Raw genomic sequence first — 26,168 nt, 5'->3', positions numbered from 1 at the left:
AGCGCGTGCTCCTCGTCGTAGGAGCGCAGCGCCTCCAGGGCCAGTGCGGTGGCGTGGGCCAGTTGGGTCAGCAGGTCGGTGTCGGCGGGGGTCGGCACCGCGTCGGCGGGGACGACGACGGCGGCCGGGGGGCGGCCGGGCTTGGTGCGTGCCAGCGCGACCGCTCGGGTGCCGTGCGGCTGTCCGCCGGTGTGCGGGGCGGTCCAGGAGTCCGCCACCGTCTCCACCGCCGCTCCCACGGCGGCTCCGAGCGCGTGCCGTTCGAAGATCTCCGCCGGTACCGCGGGTGCCGTGCCCCTGTCGGCGGGCAGCCCGGGTGCGGGGGGCCGCGTAATGGACCGTACGGCCCTCCGGGTCGCTGAGGACGACTTCGGCGGCGCAGCCGAGCACGGCGGCGGTACCCTCGGCCGCGGTGCGGGCCAGGGCGGCGGCCGACATCGCCGAGTACAGTCCGAGCGTGGTGCGGTTGAGCAGGCCGAGCCGCTGCGCCAGGGTCTCGGCGCGGCGCCTGGCGCGGGTGTAGCGCAGTGTCGCCGTGACGGTGGCGAGGAGTTCGCCGGGCGCTATCGGTTCGGTAGGCGTCGGCGCCCCGGTTGAGGCCCTGTGTGCGGTCGGAGGCGCTGATCGCCGACGCGGAGACATGGATGACCGGCAGCGATGCCGTGCGCGGGTCCACCTTGATCCGCTCGCACACCTCGAACCCCGTCATGTCGGGCAGCCGTACGTCGACCAGGACGACTTCGGGGGGCGCTGCGGGGTCGGCGGCGCGGGCCAGTCCCTCCTGGCCGTCGGCGGCCTCCACCACCTGGTGGCCCGCGCGGCGCAGGGTGGTGCCCAGCACGTAGCGGTTGGTCGGGTTGTCGTCGACGAGGAGGATCAGTGCGGGCTTCTCGTCGGGCTGCCGGGGGATCGTCATGGTGGCGGCGTGTCCTTCGTGTCCTTCGAGTCCGTCGGTTCGGCGGCCGCGGTCCGGCCCTCGGCGGCGGGGCGCAGGCCGAGTGCCTCGGCCAGCCGTTCGGCAGTCAGATGGGTCTTGCTGAGCACCGCCCGCGCCCGCCCGAGCCGGGCCCGGTCGATGTCGGAGACGCCCATGCTGGTGAGGACGACGACGGGCACCTGCGCGAGCGAGGGGACCGCCGAGATCTGCTGGAGCACCTGGTAGCCGTCGGGCGGCGGCATGGCGAGGTCGACCAGGACCGCGTCGGGCAGCGTGGTGCGGATGGTGCGCAGCGCCTCGACGCTGCGGGTGACCTCGGTGGTGGTCTCCGCGAGCCGGTCCAGCGTCGGCCGGAGCGTGCTGAGGAAGACCGGGTCGTCGTCGATGATGACGACGCTGCGCAGCAGGGGCTCCTGCGGCAGCGGGACGGGCCCGGCGTGCGTCGGGGCCGCGGGCAGTTCGACGGTGACCTCCGTGCCCTGGCCGAGGCGGCTGGTCAGGGTCAGTGTGCCGCCGAGCAGTTCGGTGAGCTTGCGGGCGTAGGGCAGGCCCAGGCCGGTTCCGGAGACGTGGCGCTGGTGGGATCCGCGCACCTGGTAGAACTCCTCGAAGACCTGCTCCACCTCGTCCTCGGGGATGCCGACGCCGGTGTCCGTGACGGTGAGGAGCGCCCACGGGCCGTCCGGCCGCTCCTCGGCCCGCACCGTGAGCCGGACCGTGCCGGATGCGGTGAACTTCAGGCTGTTGGAGAGGACGTTGCGCAGCACCCGGGTGAGCATCACCTCGTCGGTGGTGAACGGTCCGGGGAAGGTCGTGTCGGCGATGTCCAGGGTGACGCCCTCGGCGGCGGAGGAGGAGAGGGTGCCCCGCAGTTGGTGCAGGACGGTGCGCAGGTCGACGCGGACCAGCTGCGGCTCCAGCCGTCCGGACTCCGCCTTCGCGGTGTCGAGCAGTTCTTCGACCAGGGCGAGCAGGGTGCTGCCCGATCCCGCGATGAGCGACACCTGCTGGTGCTGTTCGGCCGTCAGGGGGTCGGCGTTCTCGTCCAGCAGCAGCCGGGCGAGGGAGATCACCGCGTTGACCGGGGTCCGCAGCTCGTGGCTGACGTTCGCCCAGAAGCGGGTCTTCGCGGCGCTCGCCTGGCGCAGGCGGCGGCTCTTGTCCTCCAGGTCGGCGTAGAGGGCGACGACACCGCGGTTCGTCTCCTCCAGCTCGGCCGAGAGCTCGGAGTAGAGCGCCATCACGCCCGCGTTGGTCTCGTCCAGTTCCTTGTTGAGGCGTTCCAGTTCCTCGGCGCGGGCTCGTTCGTCCTGAAGCGCCTGGAGAAGCTGACTGTTCTGCCTGCGGAGCTCCTCGCTCATATCGGGGCCGCGCAGACCCGCCAGTTCCGCCGTCACCCGCTCCGCGGCCTCCTCGGCGGTGAACGGGGCGGTCAGGTCCTGGCCGATGAGCAGACGGCCGGGGCCGTCGGTGCAGAGGTCGAGGAGCCGGTGCGACGCGGTCAGCAGGTCGTGACTCGGCGCTTGGTCCCCCTTCCAGAGATAGCGGACGGCAACCCGGTGCGGCAGCCCGGCCAGGCGGACGAACTCGGTGACCAGACCGGCGGAGCCCAGGAGTTCGGCTCCCGCCTCGCTGGCCAGCGTCACGAGGCGGACGCGCTTCGCTTCGCCGAGCTCCAGGGCCTGACACACCGCTTGCCCGTGCCGGCGGAGTTGAAACAGATCGTCCTGCCTGGTCAAGGGCATCCGGGCGAGGATGCGTTCCCGGTCGGCGGGGTCTCCGGCCGGCCCGGGGTTCACGGTGTCGCCGCCTTGAGGACCAGTACGCCGATGTCGTCGCGGCGCGCGCCCGCGTCCCGCAGGATCTGCGCGGCGACGACCGTGGGGGTGCTGGCGAAGAGGCCGGGGAAGGAACTGGGGGACCAGCGGTCGTTGAGGCCGTCCGAGTGCATGACGAGGACCGCGCCCGGCGCGGCGTCGGCGAAGACGCTCCGCGCCCGGGGCAGATGGGCTCCGACGATGCCGGGCGAGGAGAGCAGGGAGGACCTGCGGCCGTCGGAGACCAGACAGGTCGTGGTGTTGCCGACGCCCGCGAACTCGATCTGGCGGCCGGGGAAGTCGACCCGCACCACGGCGACCGCGGCGCCCCGGGTGCCGCGCAGGGCGCGGTGCATGTCCTCCAGGACGGCCTGCGGCCGCGTGCCGCGGCTCGTCCGGAACGCCTCCCGCGCCACCTCGCCGGCCCGCGCCGCCTGCGGGCCGTGGCCCAGCCCGTCGCACATCATGGCGAGGAGGGGTGTGGTGGCCTCCGCCCCCTCGGCGGGTGTGTCGGCGTATCGCACCGCCCAGGTGTCCCCGCACATCTCCTCGCCGCCGATGGGGCGTGTGAGGCCGCCGATCTCCACTCCGGAGGAGGCGCAGGCGGCGGCCCCTCGGCCGTCGGCGTGGAAGCGGGCGAGCAGGGCCGTGCCGCGACCGGCCAGGGTGTGGATGTCGAAGGCGTCGGCGAGCCGGACGATGGCACCGAGGCCCACCCCGAGGGTCCCGGCGGAGGACGTCCCGTCGCGCAGCGCCGCCCGGAGGTCGGCGATGCCGGGGCCGGTGTCCGTGGACAGGATGTCCAGTGCCGCGTGTTCCCCGTCCATCGCCACCCGCAGGACGAGGGCGCCGTCGACGGCGTGCCGCTGGAGGTTGGTGGCCGCCTCGGTCGCCACGAGCTCGACCGAGGCGACGCGGTCCTCGCCGATACCGAGGCGGCGGGCCAGCCGTGCGGCCTCCCGGCGGGCCGCGATGGGCAGGCCGGCGTCGACCCGGAGCCAGACGGTCTCGCCGGGTTCGGCGAGCAGAGGAGCGGTCACCGGGCCCACTTCACGATGGTGACCCGGGTCCCGCGTCCCACGCCGGTGTCCAGTTCGAACTCGTCCGCGAGGCGCTTGGCGCCGCTGAGGCCGAGTCCCATGCCGCTGCCGGTGGTCCAGCCGTCGGTCAGGGCCAGCTCCACGTCGGGGATGCCGGGGCCTTCGTCGGCGAAGAGCAGCCGGACTCCGGAGCGGCCGTTGCTCCAGGCCGCCTCGGCGTCCATCCGGCCCCCTCCCCCGTAGACGACGGTGTTGCGCGCCAGTTCACTGGCGGCGGTGACGAGTTTGGTCTGGTCGACCAGGGACAGTCCGGCCTCCTGCGCGAGGGCGCGCACCAGTTGGCGCGCCTTGACCACACCGGCGCTCCCGTCGAGTTCGATCGACTCGGCCCGCCGCGCGGTGTCGCCGGGCATCAGGCGCGGCCCGGCTGCTCGGCGTGTACGGCGCGGCGAAGAGCCGCCAGGCCGGCCTCCAGGTTCAGAGCGGTGCGTACGCCGCCGAGGGTCAGCCCCAGTTCGACCAGGGTGATGGCGACCGCCGGACGCATGCCGACCACGACGGTCTCCGCGCCGAGCACCCGGGACATGGCGGCGACCGTGGCGAGCATGCGACCCACGAACGAGTCGACGATCTCCAGGGCGGAGATGTCGATCACGACGCCGCGTGCCCCGGTGTCGACGATGCGTTTGGAGAGGTCGTCCTGGAGGTCCAGGACGGTGTGGTCCTCCAGATCGACCTGGATGGACACCAGCAGGACGTCCGAGATCTGGAGAACGGGGACGCGATCGGTCACAGGAGGCTCCCGCGGTTCTCCGCCAGCTTCTTGTCCCGCTCGATGGTGCCCAGCGCGTGCCGCAGGGCGTCGGCCAGGGTGCTCTTCGTCGGGATGTCGCCGAACTCGATCCCCAGGGCGACGATCGTCTGCGCGATCTGCGGGCGGATGCCCGAGATGACGCAGTCGGCGCCCATCATCCGCGCGGCGACCACGGTCTTCAGCAGGTGCTGGGCGACCTGGGTGTCGACCGCGGGGACGCCGGTGATGTCGATGATCGCCTGCGTCGAGTTGTAGTCGATCAGCGCCTGGAGCAGCCGCTCCATCACGACCTGGGTGCGCGCCGAGTCCAGGGTGCCGACGAGGGGCACCGCCACGACGCCGTCCCAGAGCTTGACGACCGGGGTCGACAGTTCCAGGAGCTGGTCGGCCTGCGCGGAGATGATCTCCTCGCGTGTGCGCGCGTACGCCTCCACGGTCAGCAGGCCGAGTTCGTCCAGGACGCGGCTGAGCTGGAGGTAGGCGCGGATGTCCTCGGTGCTCCCGGTGAGTGACGGCTCCAGGACCTGCTTGAGGGCGAAGACGCTGATGGCCGTCTCGGTCGGGGTGAAGCCCTGCCGGGCACGGTTGCGGGACAGCTCCACCAGGAGGCTGCGGGCCTCGGCGAAACCGTCGGAGTGCACGCTGAGTTCGCCGGTGGCGAGTCCGGCGCAGATGGCTGTGTAGAGGTCGCGGAGTTCCCGCTCCACCTCCGCGGTGCTCAGTCGGCCCGTGAGCGACTCGCCCACCACGGTCACCCACTGGGCGACGAACGCCTCGCTGTTGCCGGTCAGCAGCTCCACCAGGCGCTGCGAACCACGGTCGTCGGTCACTTCCACGCTCCTCGCTGTAGACAATGATCGTACGGCAGACGGGTGAACCGCAGCGGTCCGGCGGGGCGGAGTCCGGCCGCGCGGTGTCCACCACGGGATCTGCGGCTTCACGTTCTCATCACGCCGCCGTCCGCCGTCACCCGGCCCCCGGTCGGAGCGGGTCCGTGCCGCGGGAGCGGGGCGTACCCGGCGGGAGCGGGGCGCGCGCTCACGGGCCGGGGCGGCTCGGGAGGGCTGGGACACACCGGAGGGCCGGGTGGGCCGGGCGCCGCCGCCTGCTCCGGGCGGCGGTGGTGCACCGTCCTGCCGGGTTTCCTGACGGACCGCGGGAGTGGAAGGGCGTCGGCGGGCAATGAGCGAGGGGTGACCCGCATCGCACTCGTCGCCCTGCCCCTGACGCTCGGCCTGCTCGCCGCCCTCGCCGCGGTGGCGGCATCGCCGTGGTGGTGCTTCGGCGCCGTGCCGCTCCTCGCGCTGGGTCTGCTGGGGGCATGGGACCTCGCGCAGCGCCGGCACTCGGTGCTGCGCAACTATCCCGTGCTGGGCCATGCCCGCTTCCTCCTGGAACGGATCCGCCCCGAGCTGCAGCAGTACTTCATCGAGCGGAACTTCGACGGCCGCCCCTTCGACCGGGACGTCCGCACCATCGTCTACGAACGGGCCAAGGGCACGGACGCCGAGCAGCCGTACGGCACCGAGCGTGACGTCCATCTGCCGGGATACGAGTACCTGGTGCCGTCCATGGCTCCGCGCCAGGCGCCGCGCACACCCCCGCGGGTCCGGATCGGCGGCCCCGACTGCCGCCGCCCCTACGACATGGCGCTGCTGAACGTGTCGGCGATGAGCTTCGGCTCGCTGTCGGCCAACGCGATCCTCGCCCTCAACGGCGGCGCAGCGGCAGGCGGCTTCGCCCATGACACGGGCGAAGGGGGGCTTTCGGAGTATCACCTGCGGCCGGGCGGGGACCTGGTCTGGGAGATCGGGACCGGTTACTTCGGGTGCCGCACCCAGGACGGTGACTTCGATCCCGCCGAGTTCGCCGACAAGGCCGCGCACGACCACGTCAAGTGCGTCTCCCTGAAGCTGTCGCAGGGCGCCAAGCCGGGCATCGGCGGTGTCCTGCCGGGCTCGAAGGTCAACGCGGAGATAGCGCAGGTGCGTGACGTGCCCCGGGGTCGGACGGTGATCTCACCGCCGTACCACAAGCTGTTCTCCACCCCGCGGGAGCTGGTCCGGTCCGTCGCCCGGCTCCGGGAGCTGTCCGGGGGCAAACCGACCGGATTCAAGCTGTGCGTGGGTTCGCGGCAGCAGTTCCTCGCCGTGTGCAAGGCCATGCTGGAGGAGGGCACGGCGCCCGACTTCATCATCGTGGACGGCGGTGAGGGCGGTACCGGGGCCGCCCCGCTGGAGTTCGCCGACCATGTGGGCGCGCCCCTGACCGAGGGCTTGCTCACCGTGCACAACGCCCTGGTCGGCGCGGGGCTGCGCGACCGCGTCCGCATCGGCGCGAGCGGCAAGATCGCCACCGGCACCGATCTGGTCAAACGCCTCGTCCAGGGCGCCGACTACGGCAACGCCGCTCGCGCGATGATGTTCGCCGTCGGCTGCATCCAGGCCCAGCGGTGCCACACCAACGCCTGTCCCAGCGGTGTGGCCACCCAGGACGCCCGGCGCGCCCGTGCCCTCGACGTCCGGGACAAGACCCCGCGTGTGCGGCGCTTCCAGGAGGCGACCGTGGCCAGCGCCCTGGAGATCATGGCCTCCATGGGGGTCACCGACCCGGCCGAGCTGCGCCCGCACATGCTGCGCCGCCGCATCGATCCGCACACCGCGCGCTCCTACGCGGAGCTGTACGAGTGGCTGGAGCCGGGGCAGTTGCTCGACGAGCCGCCCGAGGACTGGGCGGCCGACTGGAAGGCCGCCGACCCCGACCGGTTCACCGTCTGACCTGTCGGGTCCCTGTCCGGCCTGCCGGTCGCCGTCCGGCCGGTCGTCGCCGGACCGGTCCGGCCGGCCCGACCGGTCGGTTCGTCGTCCGACCTGTTCAATCCGTCTGTCTTCTCTTCTGGAGGATCGAAGTGGCCCGTACTGTCGCCCGTGTCATCGTGGACGCGCTGAGCGAACTCGGCGTACGCCAGGTGTTCGGTGTCGTGGGGGACGCCCTGAACCCCTTGACGGACGCCCTGCGCACCACCGACGGCCTGGAGTGGGTGGGATGCCGGCACGAGGAGGCGGCGGCGTTCGCCGCGAGCGCCCAGTCCCAGCTCAGCGGCACCCTCGGGGTCTGCATGGGCACGGTCGGACCGGGCTCCGTCCACCTCCTCAACGGACTGTACGACGCGGCCAAGAGCCGTACGCCGGTCCTGGCCGTCGCGGGCCAGGTGCCGCTGAGCGAACTGGGCAGCGACTACTTCCAGGAGGTCGACAACGACGCCCTCTTCAGCGACGTGGCGGTCTTCCGCGCCACTCTCACCTCGCCCGACCAGCTGCCTCAGCTGCTGGAGGCGGCGGTGCGCAACGCGATCGGCCGCAAGGGCGTGGCCGTCCTGACCGTGCCGGGTGATCTCGGCGAACGCGAGGTGGGTACGGACCGCCCGGCCCGCTTCTCCCTCAATCCGCCGGTGACCAGGCCCGAGGAGTCGGCCGTGAGCCGGGCGGCCGAGCTCCTGGACCGGGCCGAGCGGGTCACCCTGCTCGTGGGGCGGGGCGCCCGACGGGCCCGCGAGGAGGTGCTCGCCCTGGCCGACCGGCTGGCCGCGCCGATGGTCCTCACCCTGAAGGCCAAGGAGGGCTTCGAAGGCGACACCAATCCCTTCCAGGTCGGCCAGACGGGGCTGATCGGCAACCCGGCCGCCGCGTCCGCGCTGGAGGACGCGGACACGCTGCTGCTCCTGGGCACCGACTTCCCCTACCGGGAGTGGTATCCGGAGGGGAAGACCGTCGTGCAGGTCGACACGGAGGCGGCCCACATCGGGCGGCGCGTGCCGGTCGAGGCCGGTCTCGTCGGGGACACGGGCGCGACCGTCCGCGCCCTTCTCACCCATCTCGCCGACCGCGTGGACGGGGCCGACGGCCCGCGGGACCGCTCGCACCTGGAGAAGGCACGCAAGCGCTTCGAGCAGTGGCGTACGGGCCAGGCGCGGCTGGCCGACCCGGCGCACGACAAGGGGCTCATCGGCCGTCTGCGGTCCTCGCTCGACAACCGCTTTGACGACATCCGTCCCGAGGCGCTGGCGTCCGTGGTGGACCGGCTCGCCGCGGACGACGCCATCTTCACCTCCGACACCGGGATGGCCACGGTGTGGCTGTCGCGGTTCGTCGAGATGCGCGGGGAGCGCCGGCTGATCGGCTCCTACAACCTCGGCTCGATGGCGAACGCGATGCCGCAGGCCCTGGGCGCCCAGTGCCTCGACCGGGACCGGCAGGTCGTGGCCTTCTGCGGGGACGGCGGTCTGAGCATGCTCCTGGGCGACCTGATGACGCTGAAGACCCACCGGCTCCCCGTCAAGCTGGTCGTCTTCGACAACCGCCGGCTGGGCATGGTCAAACTGGAGCAGGAGCAGGCCGGACTCCCGGAGTTCGGCACAGTCCTGGACAATCCGGACTTCGCCGCGGTCGCCGAGGCCATGGGCATCCCCGGTATCCGTGTCACCGACCCGGCCGACCTGGAGAAGTCCGTGCGCCGCGCCTTCGGCACCCCGGGTCCGGTGCTGCTCGACGTGCTCACCAACCCGGACGAGGTCGCGGTCCCGGCCAAGCCGACCGTCGACCAGGGCTGGGGTTTCGCGGTGGCCAAGGTCAAGGAGATCGTGCGCAGCCACGGGGACGACGGGACCGCCTGATCCCGCTCGACCACCGCTGTCTCCACGTCACTTCGGGTACGGCCCGGAACGAGGCGGCGCTCGACGGAATCGACCGGGCGCGCGGGCATCCGCAGGAAGGGCGTGTTCGTGCTGTGCCGGTCCGGCTCTCGGCAGCCGGACCGGCACAGCACCACCGTCTGTGATCCGCAGACACGCGGTTCGGAGCGCTTCTGGAGGGGCCGGGCGGGACGAGTCGGGCCCCTCGGTCGTGCCTGTTCCGCGAACATGACGCCGTGCCGTCCGGCGCGCGCGTGCGCCGGGCCGAGAACGAATGAGCAACGGCCGTGCATGTCCGGCGAAATCGGGGGTACCGGCGGTCTCGCCGGTTTCGGAAGACGAGTTCAGCAAGGTCGGGAGGGGCACCCATGGCAATCGCCGTCGCAGAGGTCCGGGTACGCACGCAGGAGGTGCTGCCGGAGATCGGCGATCCTTCCAAGGTGGCTCCGAAGGACGCACGCGAGCTGTCGCGGCTGTTCTTCAGTCGGCTGGCCACGCTGGAGGAGGGCACGCCCGAGTACAGCTACGCGCGCAACACGCTGATCGAGATGAACATGTCCCTCGTCCGCTTCGCGGCCGGCCGCTACCGCAGCCGCAACCCGGAGGAGATGGAGGACATCGTCCAGGTCGGCATGATCGGCCTGATCAAGGCGATCGACCGGTTCGAGATCTCCCGCGAGGTGGAGTTCACCTCCTTCGCCGTGCCCTACATCGTGGGCGAGATCAAGCGCTTCTTCCGTGACACCTCCTGGGCGGTGCACGTGCCCCGTCGGCTGCAGGAGGCGCGCGTCCACCTCGCGCAGGCCACCGAGGAACTGCGCAGCCGCATGGGCCGCACTCCCAACACCAGGGAGCTCGCCGAGCTGATGAGCCTGAGCGAGGCCGAGGTCGTCGAGGCCCGTGTCGCCTCCAACGGCTACCGGGCCGCGTCCCTGGACGCCGCCCTGAGCACGAGCGACGACAGCGAGACCCCGCTGGCCGACTTCATCGGCTTCGACGACGCGGCCCTCGCCCTGGTGGAGGACTTCCACGCCCTGGCACCGGTGATCGCCGCCCTCGACGAACGGGACCGGCAGATCATCCACATGCGGTTCGTCGAGGAGCTCACCCAGGCCCAGATCGGCGAACGCCTCGGCGTCTCCCAGATGCACGTCTCCCGGCTGCTCTCCCGCTGCCTGTCCCGGCTGCGCGAAGGCATGCTGACCGAGAGCTGACCCGGGGCACGTCCATGCGGTCCCGGTGATGGCGGTCCCGGTGATGGCCAAGCGCGCGAGCGGCCGAGCCGCCACGTCGCTGCTGTCCCGGACCCGCCCTGCCTGATCATGGTCACGTGCCGCGAGGCTACAAGCCGTCGACATGCGGAACTACTGTGGGAGTGACAGATGTTCCCATGGTGGGGGAATCGTCGGCACAGCGTGCGGCACACGGGGGTAACGTGGCAGTTGGAATGGATGAGACGGGGCTGAACAGTCCATCGGGCGAAGGGGCGCCGGGCGAAGTGCGGCCGAGACACGTCTCGGTGGCTTTGGACCGTGCCACCCTGCGGATCGCTGACGCACGCGCTTTCGCGGCCGACTACCTGGCCGTTTCGGTGACGGACGACGGCCGCCCGTTGCCGGAGAGTGTCGCGGCGGCCGTCCAGCTGGTGGTGAGCGAGCTCGTCACCAACACCGTCAAATACGGCTCCGGGCCCATCGAGCTGATGCTGGCCTCCGGCGGCGGGACACTGACCGTCACCGTCCGGGACGGCGACACCACCTTGCCGACCCCGAGACTCGCCGACCCGGCGCGCGTGGGCCAGCACGGTCTGGAGATCGTCGCCGCACTGAGCCAGGAGGTCGAGATCCAGCGTGAACCGGACGGCAAGCGCATCACCGCGCGTATCGCCCTGGACCGGCCGCCCGGGGACGGCTGATCCGCCCGCACCGTGTGTCCGCCTCCCGCGCCGGGGCACCCGACTCCTGTCACGGTCCCGCCGACCGGCGGGGAACCGGTACGGAGGAAGCACGGGAGGGGAACCAGATGTCGACTGCCCGGCCGACCGATCACCTGACACCGCGTCCGAAACGGCGGCCGCCGGGGTCCTCCGCGTGGACCGGCGCGGTCCTCCGCTCCGCCCAGTTGGCCTACCTCGCGTTCCTGGTGCTCTCCGCCGGTCTGCTGGCCTCTGCCATCTCCACCGGAGCCGGTGTGCGTACCGTGCTCGGTCTCGCGGTCCAGGCCGCTCTGTGGGCGGCGCTGCTGCTGGCCGGTCCCACGGAGCAGCGCCGCGCGAGCGGCGCCCGCCACGACCGGCTCGGGTGACGGATCCCTCCCCCGGCTGTGTTCGGGTGACGGGTCCCTCCCCCGGCTGTGTGGTGCGGGCGTGGCGCGGCGGGTCACTTCCGGGCCCGGCGGGCCGCCGCCCCGGCGGTTGACGGCGCCAGGCCGGGGCACTTGTGGGCCATGGAGGACAGCCGCCCCGACCGTGCACCGACCCGCGCCTTCGTGCTGGGCGGCGGGGGCGCCCTCGGCGCCTACGAAGTGGGGATGCTCAAGGCGCTCTTCGCCGCCGGAGTGCACCCGGACCTCGTCGTCGGCACGTCCGTCGGCGCGATCAACGGCGCCGCCGTCGCGGCCGACCCGTCGCAGGCGTCGGTGACCCGGCTCGCCGACCTCTGGACCGGCCTCGGACGCGCCGGTGTGTTCTCCGGGTCGCTGCTCGGGCGGCTCACCACTGCCGTGCGCAGCGGCACCCACCTCTACCACCCCGCGCCGCTGCGCGAACTGCTCTGCGCCCACCTGCCGGTGACCCGGATCGAGGCGCTGTCCCTGCCGTTCCAGTGTGTCGCCGCGAACATCGAACGGGCCGCCGAGCACTGGTTCACCGACGGCCCGCTGGTGGACGCCGTGCTCGCCTCGTGCGCGGTGCCCGGCCTGCTGCCGCCGGTCCGGCTCGGCGGCGCGCACTTCGTGGACGGCGGCCTGGTCAACAGCATCCCCGTGGGCCGCGCGGTGGCCCTGGGCGCGACCGAGATCTACGTCCTTCAGGTAGGCCGCGTCGAGCGGGCGCTCTCCCCGCCGCGCGCGCCCTGGCAGGTGGCGCTGGTGGCGTTCGAGATCGCCCGCAGGCACCGGTTCGCGCGCGACATGGCGGACCTGCCCGCGGGCGTCACCGTGCGGGTGCTGCCATCGGGTTCGGGCGCCGACGAGGGCACGGCCACCCTGCGGCAGCTGCGGTACCGCACCTTCGGCCGGACCGCCGAGCGCATCGAGCGTGCCTACGCGGCCTCCTCCCGGTACATCGAGACGGTCCTCGGCGCATCCGACGGCGCCCCGTGACCGACGCCGAGATACCCGACGCGGGGAAATGGGGCGAGCGGCCGGGGCGGTCGGCCGGGCCCGTGCTGACCGGGCTGCGCCGTACGGTCACCATCGCGCTGCTGCTCGCCCTCGTGCCTGTGGTGGCCGTGCTCCTCGTCGCCGCGTGCGTGCTCTGCGCGCCCGTCTCGTTCGCCACCCGCGGTCCGTGGCGCCCGGCGCGGATCGCCGCTTTCGCCCTTCTGTACCTCCTGGTGGATCTGGCCGGGCTGGTGGCCGCCGCGGGACTGTGGGTGCGGCGGCTGCCCGGCCGACGCGACCGTGCGCGACACGCGGCGGACGCCTTCGCCCTGCTGGAGAGGCTGCTTCGGGTGCTGAGGCGGGCGGGTGAGCGGATCTTCCGGCTGCGGGTGACGGTGACGCCTCCGCCGCCGGAGGGGTGCGCGCACGCGGCGGCGCCGGTGCTCGTCCTCGTACGGCACGCCGGGGTCGGCGACTCCTTCCTGCTGTTGCAGACGCTGCTCAGCCAGGCGGGGCTGCGCCCCCACACCGTGCTGAAGCGGACATTGCGCGCCGATCCCGCCCTGGACGTCCTCGTCGGGCGGGTCCCGCACTGCTTCCTCCCGGCCATCGGAAGCCGGGCCGAGGACGCCGTCGGGGACCTGGCAGCCGGGCTCGGCGCGGGCGACGCCCTCGTGATCTTCCCGGAGGGCGGCAACTTCACCCCGCGCCGCCGCCGGCGCGCGATCGCCTCGCTGCGCCGCCGGGGGCTGCGGCGGCGGGCGTCCCGCGCGCAACGGATGCGCCATGTCCTGCCGCCGCGGGACGCCGGCGCCCTCGCCGCGATCGCCGCCGCGCCCACCGCCGACGTGGTCTTCGTCGCGCACACCGGCCTCGACTCCTTGCACTCGGCGCGCACCGTCTGGGCCCGGCTGCCGCTGCGGGAGGGCGTGCGGGCGCACTGGTGGCGCGTACCCGCCGGGCGCGTCCCGCGCGGCGAGGAAGCCCGCAGCGAGTGGCTGCTGGCCCAGTGGGAGCGCGTCGACCGCTGGATCGCCGGGCACGCCCGCCCGGACGCCACACACGCGTGAGGTCCTGCCCGGCGCTGAGCGCTGTCTCCCGGGCAGCTTCTCCGGCGGTTTCTCCGGCAGCCGGACGGTGGAGGAGGCAGGGCGCCGACCGGGCCGGTTCGCCGAGCAGGGAGAGGCTGCCCGCGTCGGCGCCGGGCTCACAGGAAGCGCCGGATCGGCGTGACGGCCGTCTCCTTGAGCCGCTGGAGCACCGCGCGTCGCTTCCACCGGTCGAGATCGATGGCCACACTGCGGCGCAGGTCCGTCTCGTAGTCCCGGTCCAGCTCGGCGGTGAACTCCTCGTCCAGCACGGCGAGCATGACCTCCTCGTCGTGGTCCAGGGAACGGCGGTTGAAGTTGGTCGAGCCGATCAGGGCGGCCACCGAGTCCACCGTGATGATCTTGGCGTGCATCATGGTCGGCTGATACTGGCGGATGTGCACGCCCGCCTGGAGCAGCCGGGTGTAGTGCTGCTGCCCGGCGAGCCGGCAGGCTCGCTGGTCGGTGTGGGGGCCCGGGAGCAGGATCTCCACGCACACGCCGCGCCGGGCGGTCCGGCACAGCAGGTCAACGAAGTACGCGTCGGGCGCGAAGTAGGCGGTGGCCAGGCGGAAGCGTTCTTCGGCCGAGGCCAGCACGACCCGGATGAGGGTCTGCATGTCCTGCCAGCCGATACTGGCCGAGCCCCGGACGACCTGAACGACCGAGGTTCCGATCTGGTCGTGTGCGGTGAAACGGTCGCGGTCGTCGAAGAGTTCGTCGTGGCACTCGGCCCAGTTCTGCGCGAACGCGGCGGCTATGCCGTCCACGGCCGGGCCGCGCACCCGCACATGTGTGTCGCGCCATTCGCCGGGGCCGCGGGCGTCGCCGCACCACTCCTCCGCTATGCCGACACCACCGGTGAAGGCCGTGTGCTCGTCGACGACGAGGGCCTTGCGGTGGCAGCGGTGGTTCTGTTTGAACGGTGAGAGCCAGGCGGGCTTGCGGAACCACGCCACCTGCACCCCGGCCTCGTCCATGAGATCCAGCAACCGCTGTTCGATCTTCTTGGCGCCGAAGCCGTCGAGCAGCAGTCGTACCCGCACCCCCGCCCGGGAGCGGTCGGCCAGGGCGGCGGCGAAGTCACGGGCGATCTGACCGCGCCAGTACACGAAGGTCATCATGTCGATCGTGTGCCGGGCCGAGCGGATGGCGCCCAGCATGGCCGGGAAGATCTCGTCGCCGTTGCGCAGCGGCACGAGCGCGTTGCCCTCGGTGGCCGCCACGCCGATCAACCGCTCCAGGCGGCGGCGCAGGCGCTGCTTGCGGGCGTCCGCCTCGCCGGCTCCGCCCGAAGCGGAGGGGGCGGGCAGGCCGTCAAGGCTCACGACAGGTCTCCTGTGGTACTGGACAGAGGGAACGTGCGGGTGCCGGACGACCTTACGGCAGCGTGTGACCGGCAGCCACCGACGGGGGCGGACCGTACCGGCAGGATCTCGGCGGGTGGGTGTCCCGGCCGGCTCGTGGAACCGACCGGATGCCCGTCGACGTCGTGTTCGACGCCATCGACCGCATCACATCGCCTGACTGGGCGTCGACTTCGTTCATGGGAGGCAGCGATGAACGCCCCCTGGGGATTCACCGGCCCGGAGTTCCTCGGCCTGTACGCCGCGGGATTCGTGGTCGCCGTGCTGCTCGGCGTGGCCGTACGGCAAGCAGCCCGCCGCTTCTACCCCGTCACGGACACCGACTCCGTACCGGACGTGTACACCATCGCCCGGGTCGTCGGCGGGCAGCGGCAGGTGGTGAGCACCGCCGTCCGCGCCCTCGTCCTGAGCGGCCATCTGCGCATGGCCCGGGACGGCACCCTCACCTATTCCGGCAGCGTGCCCGACGAACCGGTGCAGCGGGCCGTCCTGGAGGCCGCGCGGAGCCAGGAGATCACCAAGGCGGCGCTGATGCACGAGGCCGCTCTGCGCCTGCCGGAGATCCGCCGGGCCGGGGGCGGTGCGCGCAGGCTCGGTCTGCTGCCCGGCCGCACACGCCGGCTGGCCGGGCGGTCGGCCGGGCTGCCGATGCTGGTGCTGATCGGGGTCGGCGCCGCCCGGCTGGTGAACGGCGCCCGTCTGGGGCGTCCGGTGGGCTGGCTGGTGCTCTTCCTGCTGGTCTCTCTCGTGGTGGCGGCGATCTTCGTCTGCACACCGCCCCGGATCACCCCTGCCGGCTGGTACGCGGTACGCAACGCAGGGCGATCGGGTTACCCGGTGCGCTGGGGGCCTGGCGGCGACGGCCCCCAGGTGCCGGTCGGGGTGCTCTCCGTCGCCACGACAGGCTGGATCAACCTCCCTGATCCGACACCCCGTTCGTCCCTCTTCGGCTCCGGGTTCTTCTCCCGGTCCTCCTCGTCCTCGTCGTCGTCCGGAGGCGGTGGCTGCGGCAGCGGGTGCGGCAGCGGTGGCGGAGGGTGCGGCGGATGACGGCCCCGGTTCGGCACAGTGGTACGGCTCGCCCGGCGCGGCGCTGGTCGACGCAGTCCCGGGTCGACCGGCGGAGGAGTCGCCGCCCTCGCGGGCGTCGGGCGCGGACGCACACGCCGACAGCCAGGGCGCGGGTCCGGGAAGCGGCGGACCGGGCTCACACGCGGTCGGCCGCGATCAGGACGTACTGGAAGGAGCCGTCGCGGTAGGACTCGATGAATGCCTTCTCGATGCCGGTGACCAGTGACGAGGTGGCCCTCAGCTCCCAGTAGGGCAGGGTGTCCGGGGTGAGGTCGATGACGGTCTGCGGTACGAGCCGGTTGTCGGCCATGGCGCGCAGGTACTCACGGCGGGAGTGGATGTTGCACTCGAAGTGGGCGTTGATCTGGGAGACCGACTTCGACGGCTGGCCGTAGCGGGGGTTCCAGCAGCCGGTGATCGTCACATAGCGGCCGCCCACCTTCAGGAAGCGGGAGTGCTCGGCGAACAGGTCGTGGAGGTCGACGTACATGGTCGACTCGTTGTTCCACGAGGCCGTGACGCTTCCCTTGTCGAAGGGGGTGTCGAGCATGTTGCACACACGGGAGCGGACGTGGTCCCCGATGCGCAGTTCCCTCGCGCGCCTGTTGCCGAAGTCGGCCTGAGCGGCGGACAGGGTCACCCCTTCCACCGTGCAGCCGAAGCGTCGGTGGGCCATGACCATGGAGCCGCCCCGTCCGCAGCCGGCGTCGACGAGGGTGTCGCCGGGGCCGACCGGGCCCAGGTGGTCCAGGAGGAATTCCGCCTGCGCCGACTCCAGCCGGTGGAGCTCCGCGATGAGCTTCTTCTCGTACTCGCTGTGCGCCGGATCGCCCAGCGCGGCATGGTCCACGGCGCCGATGCCGTAGTGGTGGTGGTAGAGGCCGTCCACGTCACCGAGGCGGAGGTTGACCGGCCGCGCCTCGTTGTTCCAGTAGCGGGCGATGTCCTCCTGGTAGGGCGTCGCCGGGGCCGGGATCTTCGCGGTGGCGGGGGAGGTCGTTTCGGTCGTCACAGAGATATCCGTTTCTCACCAGAAATCGGGCAGGCTGTAGCGGTAGGTGTTGGTGCGGTGCCAGTCGTGGTTGCCGTCCACCCAGGCGGCCACGCCCTTGAGGAAGCGCAGCACGGGCGGCAGGGGACACGCCTCCGCCAGGTCGGCCGCGGCCGCCTCGAAGGCGTGCTGGAGCTCGTTGTGGACCTCGATGGCCTTCAGATAGGCGTCGCGCTCGCTCAGTCGCTCGCGTTCGGCGATCACCACCGGCAGGTTCAGGTGCCGCCCGGGGCTGTCGAGTTCCTTGGTGTACGAGTAGAGGTCGTTGACGATGGTGGTCGCGTTGCCGGCGAGCGCGATGACCCGCTGCATGTCCGGCCGGGCGTGCAGGTCCGCGGGCAGCTCGTAGCCGCCGACGGTGTCGGTGATCGTGGGGCACGGCCGGAAGTTGTTGAACTGCCGCATCGCCAGGTACTCCCACACCTGCGGGAGGTGGTCGGTCTGCGCCCAGGCGGCCTCGGCGAGATAGCCCATGTGGAGTCGGGCCATGTCGTGCCGGTAGCGGTCGGTCTGGGAGGGGGTCGCCGCGCGGACGAAGTAGTCCATCGCGCTGCGGTAGGCGCGGCGCGGGGCGTCCGAGCCGAGCGACTCCTGCCATGCCGGGGTGTACTCCGCGGTGCTGTGGAACGGGTCGATCGCGGTGTGCGCGAGGAGCAGACGTCCGCCGAGACCGACGGGCGATCCGCCGTGGTCCTCGCAGTAGCAGTCGTCCACCGCGTTCTCCGCGACCATCAGCCGCGTCGCCAGCATCAGGTGGTCGACCGTCGGGGCGTCGGGGTGGCAGACGACCATGTAGCGGCCGACGGAGAAGCCGTCGAACTGTGCCTCCCACTCCTCGGGATAGAGCTGCACCTCCTCCTCGGCCCAGTGCTTGATCCGGCGGCTCACCTCCTCGACGCGCGCCGGGTCGGGCTCCGGTACGGGGTGGTGGTAGAGGCCGGGGACGGCTCGCCCGGCGGTGGGAGCGGCGGGGGCCGGGACCTGCGGCGCGGGAAGCGGAGGTTCGTACCTTCCGGCCAGGGAGAGCGAGGTCGTGCCCAGTCCGGTCGGGCCGCACAGGATCCGCTGGAGGGAGGAGCCGGCCGTGGTCGTGCCGGACGCCGCCTCGTCGCCCGAGCCGGGCGCCGGGGCGGGTGAGGGGTGAGGGATTCCGACGGGCGGATGCAGTGCGGTCAGGAAACCGGGCGCGGACGGCGCGGCCGGAGGGTCCTGGACTGCCGGGGCGGGGGCGTCGGGCACGGCTTCGGGCATCGGCGGCTCCTTGCTGCGGCGGGATGGGCGCCGCGTTGTGCGTGCGGCGTGTCAGGCGTGGTCCTGCTCATGCGCCTCGGCCTGCGCCGGGCGCGATCCGCACGTTCTCCAGCACGCCCAGGGCGTCGGGCACGAGGACCGCGGTGGAGTAGTAGGCGCTGACGAGGTACGAGGTGATCGCCTGTTCGTTGATGCCCATGAACCGTACGGACAGGCCCGGTTCGTACTCGTCCGGCAGTCCCGTCTGCCGCAGCCCGATGACCCCTTGGTTCTCTTCGCCGGTCCGCATCGCGATGACGGAGCTGGTCTGCTCCTTGCTGATCGGGATCTTGTTGCAGGGCAGGATGGGGACGCCGCGCCAGGCGGGGACGGACTGCCCGCCGAGGTCGACGTGGTCGGGGTAGAGGCCGCAGGCGCTGAAGCCCCGTCCGATGGCGGCGATCGTCCTGGGGTGGGCGAGGAAGAACTTCGTGCCGCGCCGACGGCAGAGGAGCTCGTCCATGTCGTCCGGGGTCGGCGGGCCGGAGCGGGGCTGGATGCGCTGCTTGAAGTCGGCGTTGTGCAGCAGTCCGAACTCGCGGTTGTTGACGAGTTCGTGTTCCTGGCGTTCCCGCAGGGCTTCGACGGTGAGCCTGAGTTGCTCCTCGCTCTGGTTCATCGGACCGTTGTAGAGGTCGGAGACGCGGGTGTGGATCCGCAGAACGGTCTGCGCGACGGAGAGCTCGTACTCGCGCGGCTTCAACTCGTAGTCGACGAAGGTGCCGGGTACTTCTGTCTCGCCCACGTGACCTGCCGACAGGGCGATCTCGGCCTCGCCGTGCTTGTTCTGCCGCTCCCGTGCGCGGGAGCGGAAGTCGGCGACGTGGGCCTGGAGACGGGGCGCGGAGGCCAGGACGGCGTCGAAGTCGGCGCGGGAGAGGGTGAGGAGGGTCCCGGAGGTCTCGGCGGTGACCGTGCAGTCGTGTGTGGCGTCGGGATCGAGCAGGGCGTTGTCGCCGAAGTGGCCGCCGTCCGCGAGGATGCCGATGCCGACCTCCCCGCCGTACTCCCCCGCCGAGGTCTGGCTCAGCCGGCCATGGGCGATCAGGTGGATCCGGTCCGCGGGGCTGCCGCGCTCGGCGAGGACCTCGCCCGCGGTGAAGTCCCGCTGCGTGCAGCGCCCGGCGAGGGCGGTCAGGACGTCCGTGTCGTCGAACCCGCGCAGAAGGGCCAGTTCGCCGAGTTCTTCCGGGATGACGCGCACCGTGGCGCCCTCCTGGACGAACTCGATGCGTCCGTCGCCGAGGGTGTGCCGCAGCCGTCGGTTGACGCGGTAGGTACTGCCTTGTGCTTCGACCCAGGGCAGCATCCGCAGCAGCCAGCGGGAGGTGATCTCCTGCATCTGCGGCGCGGACTTGGTGATCGTGGCAAGGTTGCGGGCGGCTGCGGCGCTCAGGGACTGCTGTGGCGCGGTGGTCCGAGCTTCCGGGGTGCTGTCGACGGACATCGAGGGGCTATCTCCTTGCACGACGGGACGCCCGGCGCAGACGGCTGCGCCGACCGGGAGACATGGGCGGAACGGACAACTCGGGGCGGGAACAGCGGCGTTCCGGCCGCCGGCACAAAGCTAGCCACCGAACTGGCCGCCTTCACCGCGGAGACGAGGCGCTTACCTCGAAGCAGTGACAATCACCTGAATGCGTTTATCGGCCCGTCGGGTGTGATCTTCCCGCCTCGCCGGACACCTGACCGGTTCCCGGCGGCGTCCGGGCCTGGACGGCGTGCGGGTTCGGCGCGCCGTGCACGGCGGTGGTGTACGGCGCCATGCCCCCGTCTCCGCCGGAGGCCCCGGCTCACCCGAGGGAGAGATGGTACCGGTGACTGCGTAAGGCGCCTCACGCGCCTGGCCGCACGCCCTGTTGGCCGCTGTTCACAGCGCGTGAGACTGACGGTCGTGGTTCGAGGAAGACCACGGTGGGACCAGTGGAAGACCAATGGAAAGGGAACGACTCTCATGCGCCGTGTCACTCCGATCGCTCTCGCCTCGCTCGCCTTCGCGGCAGCTCTCGGCACAGCCCCCGCCGCCACCGCCGCCGTTTCGGCTTTCCCGGCGGCGGTCGTCTCCGCCGCGTCCTATCACTGCGACCCGGGGCACTTCTGCATCTACAGCGGCTGGGACGGTGGCGGCAGCCGCTGTCAGTGGACGGCGGAGAAGGTCGCCAACACCGCCGACAAGTGCTCCTTCATCCGCAACGGCAAGAAGGTGCTGTCGTTGTGGAACGGAACCGGCCACCGTGTCCAGTACTACACCCAGACCAACTATCACGCGCGTGTCGGCTCGACGGCCGCCGGCCACGGCGGCAACCTCCAGGGCAGCTACCAGATCCGCTCCTTCAAGAAGCAGTAGGCCGGGATCGCTCCGGCTCTTCGGGGCCGGAGACCGACGGAGGCGGACCGGGAAGGTGGTGCCCGAGGGATGGACCCGGCCATCCCGCCCGGCGATCCTCTCGGCCGCCCCGCCGCCGTCCTCGGGCTAGGAGAGCTTCGCCTGCTGGTACTGGCCCAGGAAGAGCGGGGTCCCGTGCTCCACCCGCCACAGGAACAGCCCGGGTTCCTCCTCCACCTCGCCCGTCGGTGCCCGGAAGGCGTACGTCCGGGTGATGCCCCGGTAGGACGCGGTCCGCAGCCGGTGGGTGAGGGTGCCGCGGTCCGCGGGGCCCGTCCCCGGAGTGGCGAGGACCTGTGCGAGGAGACCGAGGGCGTCGTAGGCCTCGGCCGCGCCCCGGCCCACGCTCCGCACGCCGTACCGCTTCTTGAACGACCGTACGAAACCGGCGGCCGTCGTCAGACGGGCCGGGTCCACGAACGTCGCCGAGAAGACCCACCCCTCGGCCGCCGTCCCCGCCGCGCGCAGGAACTCGGGTGTGAGGACGGCCTCGGTCGCCGCGGGGGTTCCGGTGAAGCCTGCCGCCTGTAGCGCCCGTGCGCAGGCGGCGGCGCGCCGCGGGGACTCGCCGCAGTAGACGACGGCCTGCGCGTGTGCCGCGAGGGCGGCGGCGACGGCGGGGCCGAAGTCACCGGTGCCGGCGGCGACCTGGTGCCGGGTGACCGTGCCGTGGGACGGCGGGTTCACCATCAGGTTGTGGGCGATGAGCCAGCTGTAGTCCGGGGCCGCCTGGTCCTCGACGAGGAAGACGCGGCGGGCCGGGCGCAGGCTGGTGAGACAGCGGACCAGGGGCGCGCCCATCGCGCTGTCGGAGGGGCGTAGCTGGAACACGGAGGACGTGGGGTTCTCGGTGTCCACGGCGGCGTACAGGTCATCCGAGCCGGCCCAGGCCGTCATCATCGGCAGCAGCGCCTTCTTGTACCGGTCCTGGGCCGCGAGGGCGGTGGCGTCGGAGGTCGGCCCGATCACCGCGCAGACCCGGCCGTCCGCGACGAGGCGCCGGGCCGCCTCGTCGGCCCGGCCCGCGTCTCCCCCGTCGTCGAGGACCGTGAGGGCCAGGTCGAATCGGCGGTCCGTGCGCGCGTTGTGCTGTTCCGCGGCCAGTCGCACTCCGTGTACGACCGAGGTACCGAGTTCCTTGCCCGAGCCGGAGAGATCGGCCTGCACGGCGACGGTGCGGCGCGGCCGGGAGGCGGCGCTGGAGGACGGCCCCTTGCCGCTGCCGGCCAGCCAGGCGGCCGTGGAGCCACCGCCTGCCAGCACGACGGCAGCCGTACCGCCCAGCACCAGCAGGTGTCGGCGGCTCGGCGCGGGCGGCTCGTCCACCAGGGTCGCGGGCACCGCGGGCCGCTCGGGCTCGGGCAGGTGCAGCACCTGGGCCGAGCGTTCGGCGATGACGGCGTGCAGCCCGGGTGGCAACCAGTCGTCCGAGCCGAAGTCGCCCAGTCCGGCGCGGAGTTCGGGCACGGTCGGGCGGGCGGCCGGGTCCTTGGCGAGACAGCGGGCGACCAGGGTCCGCAGGCCGTCCTCCGTGATGCCGCCGAGGCCGGGGTCCTCGTGGACGGTGCGGAAGATCACGACGGGCGCCACTCCCCCGCCGAACGGCGGCCTGCCGGACGCCGCGTAGGCGAGGACGCAGCCCAGGGAGAAGACATCGCTGGGCGGACCCACCTCCTCGTCGCGGGCGCGGGCCTGTTCCGGTGAGAGATAGCCGGGCGTGCCGATCACCACGTCGGTCGCGGTCAGGGCGGTGGCCCCGCCGGCGCGTGCGATGCCGAAATCGATGAGGCGGGGCCCGTCGGGGGCGAGCAGCACATTGCCCGGTTTGATGTCGCGGTGCACCAGCCCGGCCGCGTGGACGGCGGCGAGCGCCTCGGCGAGCCGCGCCCCCAGTGCCCGTACGGTGTCCGGGGGCAGCGGTCCGTGCTCCGCGACGGTCTCCGCGAGCGAGGGCCCGGGGACGAAGGCGGTCGCGATCCAGGGTTCGGCCGCCTCGGGGTCGGCGGCCGTGACGGGGGCGGTCCAGCGGCCGTCGATCCGCGCGGCGGCCTGTGCCTCGCGGCGGAAGCGGGCCCGGAACCCGGGGTCGGCGGCGTGCTCGGCGCGGATCACCTTCAGGGCGGCCAGGGCACCGCCCTTGGAACGGGCGAGGTAGACGACGCCCATGCCGCCCGTGCCGATCCGCGCGAGCAGGCGGTGGCCGCCGACCGACTCCGGGTCCTGCGCGGTGAGCGGACGCACCGTCACTTCCCTTTCGCCCGCGGCGCCTTGTCCGGGGCGGGTCCCAGGTAGTGGAAGGCACCGTCGCGCACCTGGTGGACGAAGCTGGCGGGGGTGCTGAGTTGCAGGAGCTTCGGGTCGAAGACGAAGTCCCGGGTGAGACCGTGGTACGTGGCGTTCTTCAGCGGAGCGACCAGCGCCTTGCGCGCCGGGCGCCTGCCCTTGGTGGCGGTGAGCTGCCGTATCAGCAGGTTGGCCGCGTCGTAGCCCTCGGCCGCCCAGAACCCGGGCGGGTGTCCGTACCGCTTGTGGAACGCCTGGGCGAAGGTGCGGACCTGAGCCGCGCCGGGACCGATCGCCCCGGCCACGACCGTCCAGCCGGCCGCGCTCTTCTCCGCGGCGAAGCGGGGGTCCAGGGCGGGTTCGGCGGCGTACTTCGGTCCGTCGAAGCCGGCCAGTCCCTCGGCGGCCCGGATCGCCCCTTCCAAGGGCCCGGCGTAGACGAACGCCTCGATGCCGGCCCGGCGCATGTCCTCCAGGACAGGTCCGAAGTCGGTCGTGCCGGCGGGGACGACGCGCGGGTGGGTGGTGTCGCCGTACGACCGGACGACGAGGTTGACCATCTGGACGGTCTGCCAGGAGACGTCACCGCCGGTGCGGTCCAGCAGGACGCCGACGGGGGTGGCCGCGCTGGTCGCCTCCAGATGGAAGGCGAGCTTCATGGCGACGGTGCCGTGCAGGGGGCGGCCGCGCACGAAGGAGCGGACGTTCTGGTACAGGTTCTGTCCGGCGGACATGCTGATCAGGGGCAGCAGGGCCGTGTCGTAGACGGGCAGCGCGGCCTGGGTCGTCTCGTCGGTGCTCGAACCGAGCACGGCCAGCACGTCCGGGTCGTCCACGAGGCGCTGGGCCGCGGCGGCGGCCCGGTCGGCCCGGCCCGCGTCGTCGGAGGTCTTCAGCTCCAGTGTGAACGGCCTGTCGCCGCGGGCGTTGAACTGCTCCACCGCGAGCCGTGCCCCCTGCTCCTGGGACTGCCCGGCCGCCCGGCCGGCACCGCTGAGGTCGGCCTGCACCCCCAGCGCCCAACCGGGCGCGCCGGCCTGCTTCTTCCCGGTGCCGGGACGCAGGGCGGCCCAGGCGGCCACGCCCCCGCCCGCGGCGACCACGGCTGCGGCGCCGGAGGCGAGGGCGAGGAACCTGCGGCGCGACGGGGCCGGCTCGCGCGGCGCCTCGGCGAGTGTGGCCTCGATCTCGGGCAGGGCCAGCATCGCGGCCGACCGTTCGGCGACCATGCGGACGATGTCGGCGGGCAGCCACTCGGCGGTGCCCGGGGACACGTCCTCCACCAGGGCGGCGTCCAGTTCGGCCGGAGTGGGCCGGTCGGCGGGGTCCTTGGCCAGACAGCGCAGCAGGACGGCACGCATCTCCTCGTCCACGCCGTCGAGGTCGGGGCTGTCATGGACGGCGCGGTAGAGCAGGGCGTCGGCGGTGCCGCTGCCGAAGGGCGGGCGGCCGGTCGCCGCGTAGGCCAGCACGCAGCCCAGCGAGAACACGTCACCGGCCGGACCGAGGTCCCCGCCGCGGGCCATGGCCTGTTCCGGGGAGAGGAAGCCGGGGGTGCCGACGACGAGGTCGGCCGAGGTGATCGCGGTGTCGTCCAGGGAGCGGGCGATACCGAAGTCGATGAGGCGGGGGCCATCGGCGGCGAGCAGGATGTTGCCCGGTTTGACGTCCCGGTGCACCAGACCGGCGTCGTGCACCGCGGTGAGCGCGCGGGCCAGCATCTTGCCGAGCAGACGCACCGTGCGCAGGGGCAGCGGGCCGTACCGGCCGACCGCGTCGGCGAGGGACGGGCCGGGCTCGAACGCGGTGGCCAGCCACGGCTGTTCGGCGGCGGGGTCGGCACCGGTGACCTCGACCACCCAGGGGCTGTCCACGCGGCGCGCGGCGTTCGCCTCGCGGCGGAACCGGACGCGGAAGGCTTCGTCGTGCGCGTACTCGGCCTGGATCACCTTGACGGCGGCGAGCGCTCCCGACTCCGTACGGCCGAGATAGACGACGCCCATGCCGCCCTCGCCGAGCCGGGCGAGGAGGCGATGTCCGCCGACGAACGACGGGTCGGAAGGGTGCAGGGAGCGGTCGGTCACTTCCGGGCCCCCAGTTCGGTGCGCACCTTGGTCTCCATCCCGGCCACCGCCCGTGCCTGGACGGTCAGCAGGTCTCCCTGGGCGAAGCCCCTGCCGCCCTCGACGACGACGGCGATGGTCACCGGACCGAGCCTTACCTGGTCCCAGAGGTAGTACGTCGACCCCTTGCCGAGCGCCGGATCGTCGTACGTGCCCATCTCGATGAGGCAGTCGTCGGCGGAGGTGTCGCCGTTCGTGCCGTAGCCGGAGCCGATCGAGTTCAGGCCGCTGATCCGCTCGGTGGCACGCAGTTGCTGGTCGGGGCAGCGCAGCGCCTCCTCCAGCGTCTCGGCCATCTCCTGGTCGGCCTGGGCGGCGGTGCGGTGCAGGGTGACGGTGGCGGCGGCGCGGACCTCGCCCTTGGAGCCGGCCGCGGGCAGCCGGCTGTGGCGGGTGAAGGTGGCGAGGACGTCGCCGGGCAGGGGCTCCTGCCGCCAGACGCAGTCGGTGCCGAGAGCGGGCCAGGCGGCCGGATCGCTCTCGTACGGCGGGCGCTTGACGTAGCCCGGACCGTAGCTGTCCGGGCCCGCGGTGACGGCGCGGACCAGGCCGAGGGCGGCGGACGGGGTGGTGGGGACGCGCGCGGGGTCGACCGTGAAGCGCGTGGCGGGGCCGGCCGTCCCGCGCTGTGCGGCCGGTGAGGTCACGGCGGAGGAGGCGCTCGGACCGGTCCGGTGCCCGGCGTCGCCCGAGCTGGAACAGCCCGCGAGCAGCATCCCGCCGAGGGCCAGTACCACCTGTCCTTGTTGTGTGCGGCTTGCGCGGTTTGCGCTTCCTTGCCTCGTCGCGTACGTCATGAAGCCCCTCGCCATGCGCCTGTGCCAGTGTGCGACCGGAGTGAGTGTAGAGGGCAGCATCGTGCAACTCGCCCCGCTCGATGAGCTGTTGGC

Annotated in this window: 21 protein-coding genes and 1 pseudogene; 9 read left to right on the top strand and 13 right to left on the bottom strand. The window is 72.6% G+C overall.

Annotation, left to right across the window (positions count from 1 at the left end):
• From R4Z62_RS33655 to R4Z62_RS33630, 6 genes and pseudogenes are all read right to left on the bottom strand, one after another.
• Positions 1 to 916 (bottom strand): annotated as a pseudogene (locus tag R4Z62_RS33655) (response regulator); the annotation flags it as partial.
• A complete protein-coding gene (locus R4Z62_RS33650) occupies positions 913 to 2,682 on the bottom strand; it encodes an ATP-binding response regulator (protein ID WP_491521965.1) in 1,770 nt (589 codons plus the stop codon). The gene R4Z62_RS33650 and the pseudogene R4Z62_RS33655, both read right to left, overlap by 4 nt.
• Before the next feature lie 50 nt (positions 2,683 to 2,732).
• Positions 2,733 to 3,803 carry an ATP-binding protein gene (locus R4Z62_RS33645; RefSeq protein ID WP_491521812.1) on the bottom strand — a complete coding sequence of 357 codons (1,071 nt, stop codon included), beginning with the start codon at positions 3,801 to 3,803 and terminating at the stop codon, positions 2,733 to 2,735.
• Positions 3,791 to 4,207 carry an anti-sigma regulatory factor gene (locus R4Z62_RS33640; RefSeq protein ID WP_064537142.1) on the bottom strand — a complete coding sequence of 139 codons (417 nt, stop codon included), beginning with the start codon at positions 4,205 to 4,207 and terminating at the stop codon, positions 3,791 to 3,793. Before R4Z62_RS33640 ends, R4Z62_RS33645 begins: the two co-directional genes overlap by 13 nt.
• Positions 4,207 to 4,587 (bottom strand): STAS domain-containing protein, encoded by a 381-nt coding sequence (locus R4Z62_RS33635; protein WP_064537141.1) that lies wholly within the window; start codon positions 4,585 to 4,587, stop codon positions 4,207 to 4,209. The genes R4Z62_RS33640 and R4Z62_RS33635 overlap by 1 nt, the downstream gene beginning before the upstream one ends.
• Positions 4,584 to 5,438 carry an STAS domain-containing protein gene (locus R4Z62_RS33630; RefSeq protein ID WP_491521811.1) on the bottom strand — a complete coding sequence of 285 codons (855 nt, stop codon included), beginning with the start codon at positions 5,436 to 5,438 and terminating at the stop codon, positions 4,584 to 4,586. The genes R4Z62_RS33635 and R4Z62_RS33630 overlap by 4 nt, the downstream gene beginning before the upstream one ends.
• 363 nt (positions 5,439 to 5,801) lie before the next feature.
• Here R4Z62_RS33630 and R4Z62_RS33625 point away from each other — a divergent pair, with 363 nt between their 5' ends.
• The 7 genes from R4Z62_RS33625 to R4Z62_RS33595 all read left to right on the top strand — a co-directional run bounded on the left by R4Z62_RS33625 (position 5,802) and on the right by R4Z62_RS33595 (position 13,689).
• A complete protein-coding gene (locus tag R4Z62_RS33625) occupies positions 5,802 to 7,385 on the top strand; it encodes an FMN-binding glutamate synthase family protein (RefSeq protein WP_064537139.1) in 1,584 nt (527 codons plus the stop codon).
• Between the two features lie 131 nt (positions 7,386 to 7,516).
• Positions 7,517 to 9,280: a thiamine pyrophosphate-dependent enzyme gene (locus R4Z62_RS33620; protein WP_491521810.1), complete on the top strand. Its 1,764-nt coding sequence runs from the start codon at positions 7,517 to 7,519 to the stop codon at positions 9,278 to 9,280.
• 386 nt (positions 9,281 to 9,666) lie between these two features.
• Entirely contained in the window at positions 9,667 to 10,512 is an 846-nt protein-coding gene (locus R4Z62_RS33615; protein ID WP_491521809.1) for an RNA polymerase sigma factor SigF, read from the top strand.
• 305 nt (positions 10,513 to 10,817) lie between these two features.
• Positions 10,818 to 11,213, top strand: a complete 396-nt coding sequence (locus tag R4Z62_RS33610; protein ID WP_491521808.1) for an ATP-binding protein — start codon at positions 10,818 to 10,820, stop codon at positions 11,211 to 11,213.
• 206 nt (positions 11,214 to 11,419) lie between these two features.
• Positions 11,420 to 11,602 carry a hypothetical protein gene (locus R4Z62_RS33605; protein ID WP_382845561.1) on the top strand — a complete coding sequence of 61 codons (183 nt, stop codon included), beginning with the start codon at positions 11,420 to 11,422 and terminating at the stop codon, positions 11,600 to 11,602.
• Positions 11,603 to 11,743: 141 nt separating this feature from the next.
• A complete protein-coding gene (locus R4Z62_RS33600) occupies positions 11,744 to 12,619 on the top strand; it encodes a patatin-like phospholipase family protein (protein WP_491521807.1) in 876 nt (291 codons plus the stop codon).
• Positions 12,616 to 13,689: a lysophospholipid acyltransferase family protein gene (locus R4Z62_RS33595; protein WP_491521806.1), complete on the top strand. Its 1,074-nt coding sequence runs from the start codon at positions 12,616 to 12,618 to the stop codon at positions 13,687 to 13,689. The genes R4Z62_RS33600 and R4Z62_RS33595 overlap by 4 nt, the downstream gene beginning before the upstream one ends.
• A 137-nt stretch (positions 13,690 to 13,826) precedes the next feature.
• On the opposite strand, the gene R4Z62_RS33590 is transcribed toward R4Z62_RS33595, so the two are convergent.
• Positions 13,827 to 15,035, bottom strand: coding sequence for a phospholipase D-like domain-containing protein (locus R4Z62_RS33590; protein WP_173860941.1), 1,209 nt, complete (start codon positions 15,033 to 15,035; stop codon positions 13,827 to 13,829).
• 231 nt (positions 15,036 to 15,266) lie between these two features.
• Here R4Z62_RS33590 and R4Z62_RS33585 point away from each other — a divergent pair, with 231 nt between their 5' ends.
• Entirely contained in the window at positions 15,267 to 16,124 is an 858-nt protein-coding gene (locus R4Z62_RS33585; protein WP_491521805.1) for a TIGR04222 domain-containing membrane protein, read from the top strand.
• 157 nt (positions 16,125 to 16,281) lie between these two features.
• On the opposite strand, the gene R4Z62_RS33580 is transcribed toward R4Z62_RS33585, so the two are convergent.
• The 3 genes from R4Z62_RS33580 to R4Z62_RS33570 form a co-directional block, all read right to left on the bottom strand.
• On the bottom strand, positions 16,282 to 17,157 hold the full coding sequence (locus R4Z62_RS33580) for a geranyl diphosphate 2-C-methyltransferase (protein WP_355484051.1): 876 nt from the start codon (positions 17,155 to 17,157) through the stop codon (positions 16,282 to 16,284).
• A 15-nt stretch (positions 17,158 to 17,172) separates the two neighbouring features.
• Positions 17,173 to 18,447, bottom strand: coding sequence for a 2-methylisoborneol synthase (gene tcp / locus R4Z62_RS33575; RefSeq protein ID WP_491521804.1), 1,275 nt, complete (start codon positions 18,445 to 18,447; stop codon positions 17,173 to 17,175).
• 67 nt (positions 18,448 to 18,514) lie between these two features.
• Entirely contained in the window at positions 18,515 to 19,933 is a 1,419-nt protein-coding gene (locus R4Z62_RS33570) for a family 2B encapsulin nanocompartment shell protein (protein ID WP_491521803.1), read from the bottom strand.
• A gap of 507 nt (positions 19,934 to 20,440) precedes the next feature.
• Between R4Z62_RS33570 and R4Z62_RS33565 the strand changes: the two genes are divergently transcribed.
• Positions 20,441 to 20,833 carry a peptidase inhibitor family I36 protein gene (locus R4Z62_RS33565; protein WP_382845545.1) on the top strand — a complete coding sequence of 131 codons (393 nt, stop codon included), beginning with the start codon at positions 20,441 to 20,443 and terminating at the stop codon, positions 20,831 to 20,833.
• A 126-nt stretch (positions 20,834 to 20,959) separates the two neighbouring features.
• Here the strand turns inward: R4Z62_RS33565 and R4Z62_RS33560 are convergent, their stop codons facing one another.
• From R4Z62_RS33560 to R4Z62_RS33550, 3 genes are read right to left on the bottom strand one after another with little or no spacing between them, the layout of a single operon-like run.
• Entirely contained in the window at positions 20,960 to 23,113 is a 2,154-nt protein-coding gene (locus R4Z62_RS33560) for a bifunctional serine/threonine-protein kinase/ABC transporter substrate-binding protein (protein WP_491521802.1), read from the bottom strand.
• Positions 23,114 to 23,115: 2 nt separating this feature from the next.
• Entirely contained in the window at positions 23,116 to 25,239 is a 2,124-nt protein-coding gene (locus tag R4Z62_RS33555; RefSeq protein WP_491521801.1) for a bifunctional serine/threonine-protein kinase/ABC transporter substrate-binding protein, read from the bottom strand.
• Complete coding sequence (locus tag R4Z62_RS33550) at positions 25,236 to 26,015, bottom strand: hypothetical protein (RefSeq protein ID WP_491521800.1); 780 nt, start codon at positions 26,013 to 26,015, stop codon at positions 25,236 to 25,238. Before R4Z62_RS33550 ends, R4Z62_RS33555 begins: the two co-directional genes overlap by 4 nt.
• Positions 26,016 to 26,168 lie beyond the last annotated feature (153 nt).

It is taken from the genome of Streptomyces sp. PL-25, from assembly GCF_058344915.1.
Note: the sequence above shows the minus strand (reverse complement) of the source record. Positions and strands in the feature narration are given on the sequence as shown.

What these genes read in the sequence shown, in the direction of transcription:
- R4Z62_RS33650 (WP_491521965.1), bottom strand. Translation starts at nt 2,682, where the DNA reads ATGCCCTTGACCAGGCAGGACGATCTGTTTCAACTCCGCCGGCACGGG.
- R4Z62_RS33640 (WP_064537142.1), bottom strand. Translation starts at nt 4,207, where the DNA reads ATGCCCGGCGACACCGCGCGGCGGGCCGAGTCGATCGAACTCGACGGG.
- R4Z62_RS33615 (WP_491521809.1), top strand. Translation starts at nt 9,667, where the DNA reads ATGGCAATCGCCGTCGCAGAGGTCCGGGTACGCACGCAGGAGGTGCTG.
- R4Z62_RS33600 (WP_491521807.1), top strand. Translation starts at nt 11,744, where the DNA reads ATGGAGGACAGCCGCCCCGACCGTGCACCGACCCGCGCCTTCGTGCTG.
- R4Z62_RS33585 (WP_491521805.1), top strand. Translation starts at nt 15,267, where the DNA reads ATGAACGCCCCCTGGGGATTCACCGGCCCGGAGTTCCTCGGCCTGTAC.
- tcp (WP_491521804.1), bottom strand. Translation starts at nt 18,447, where the DNA reads ATGCCCGAAGCCGTGCCCGACGCCCCCGCCCCGGCAGTCCAGGACCCT.
- R4Z62_RS33570 (WP_491521803.1), bottom strand. Translation starts at nt 19,933, where the DNA reads ATGTCCGTCGACAGCACCCCGGAAGCTCGGACCACCGCGCCACAGCAG.
- R4Z62_RS33565 (WP_382845545.1), top strand. Translation starts at nt 20,441, where the DNA reads ATGCGCCGTGTCACTCCGATCGCTCTCGCCTCGCTCGCCTTCGCGGCA.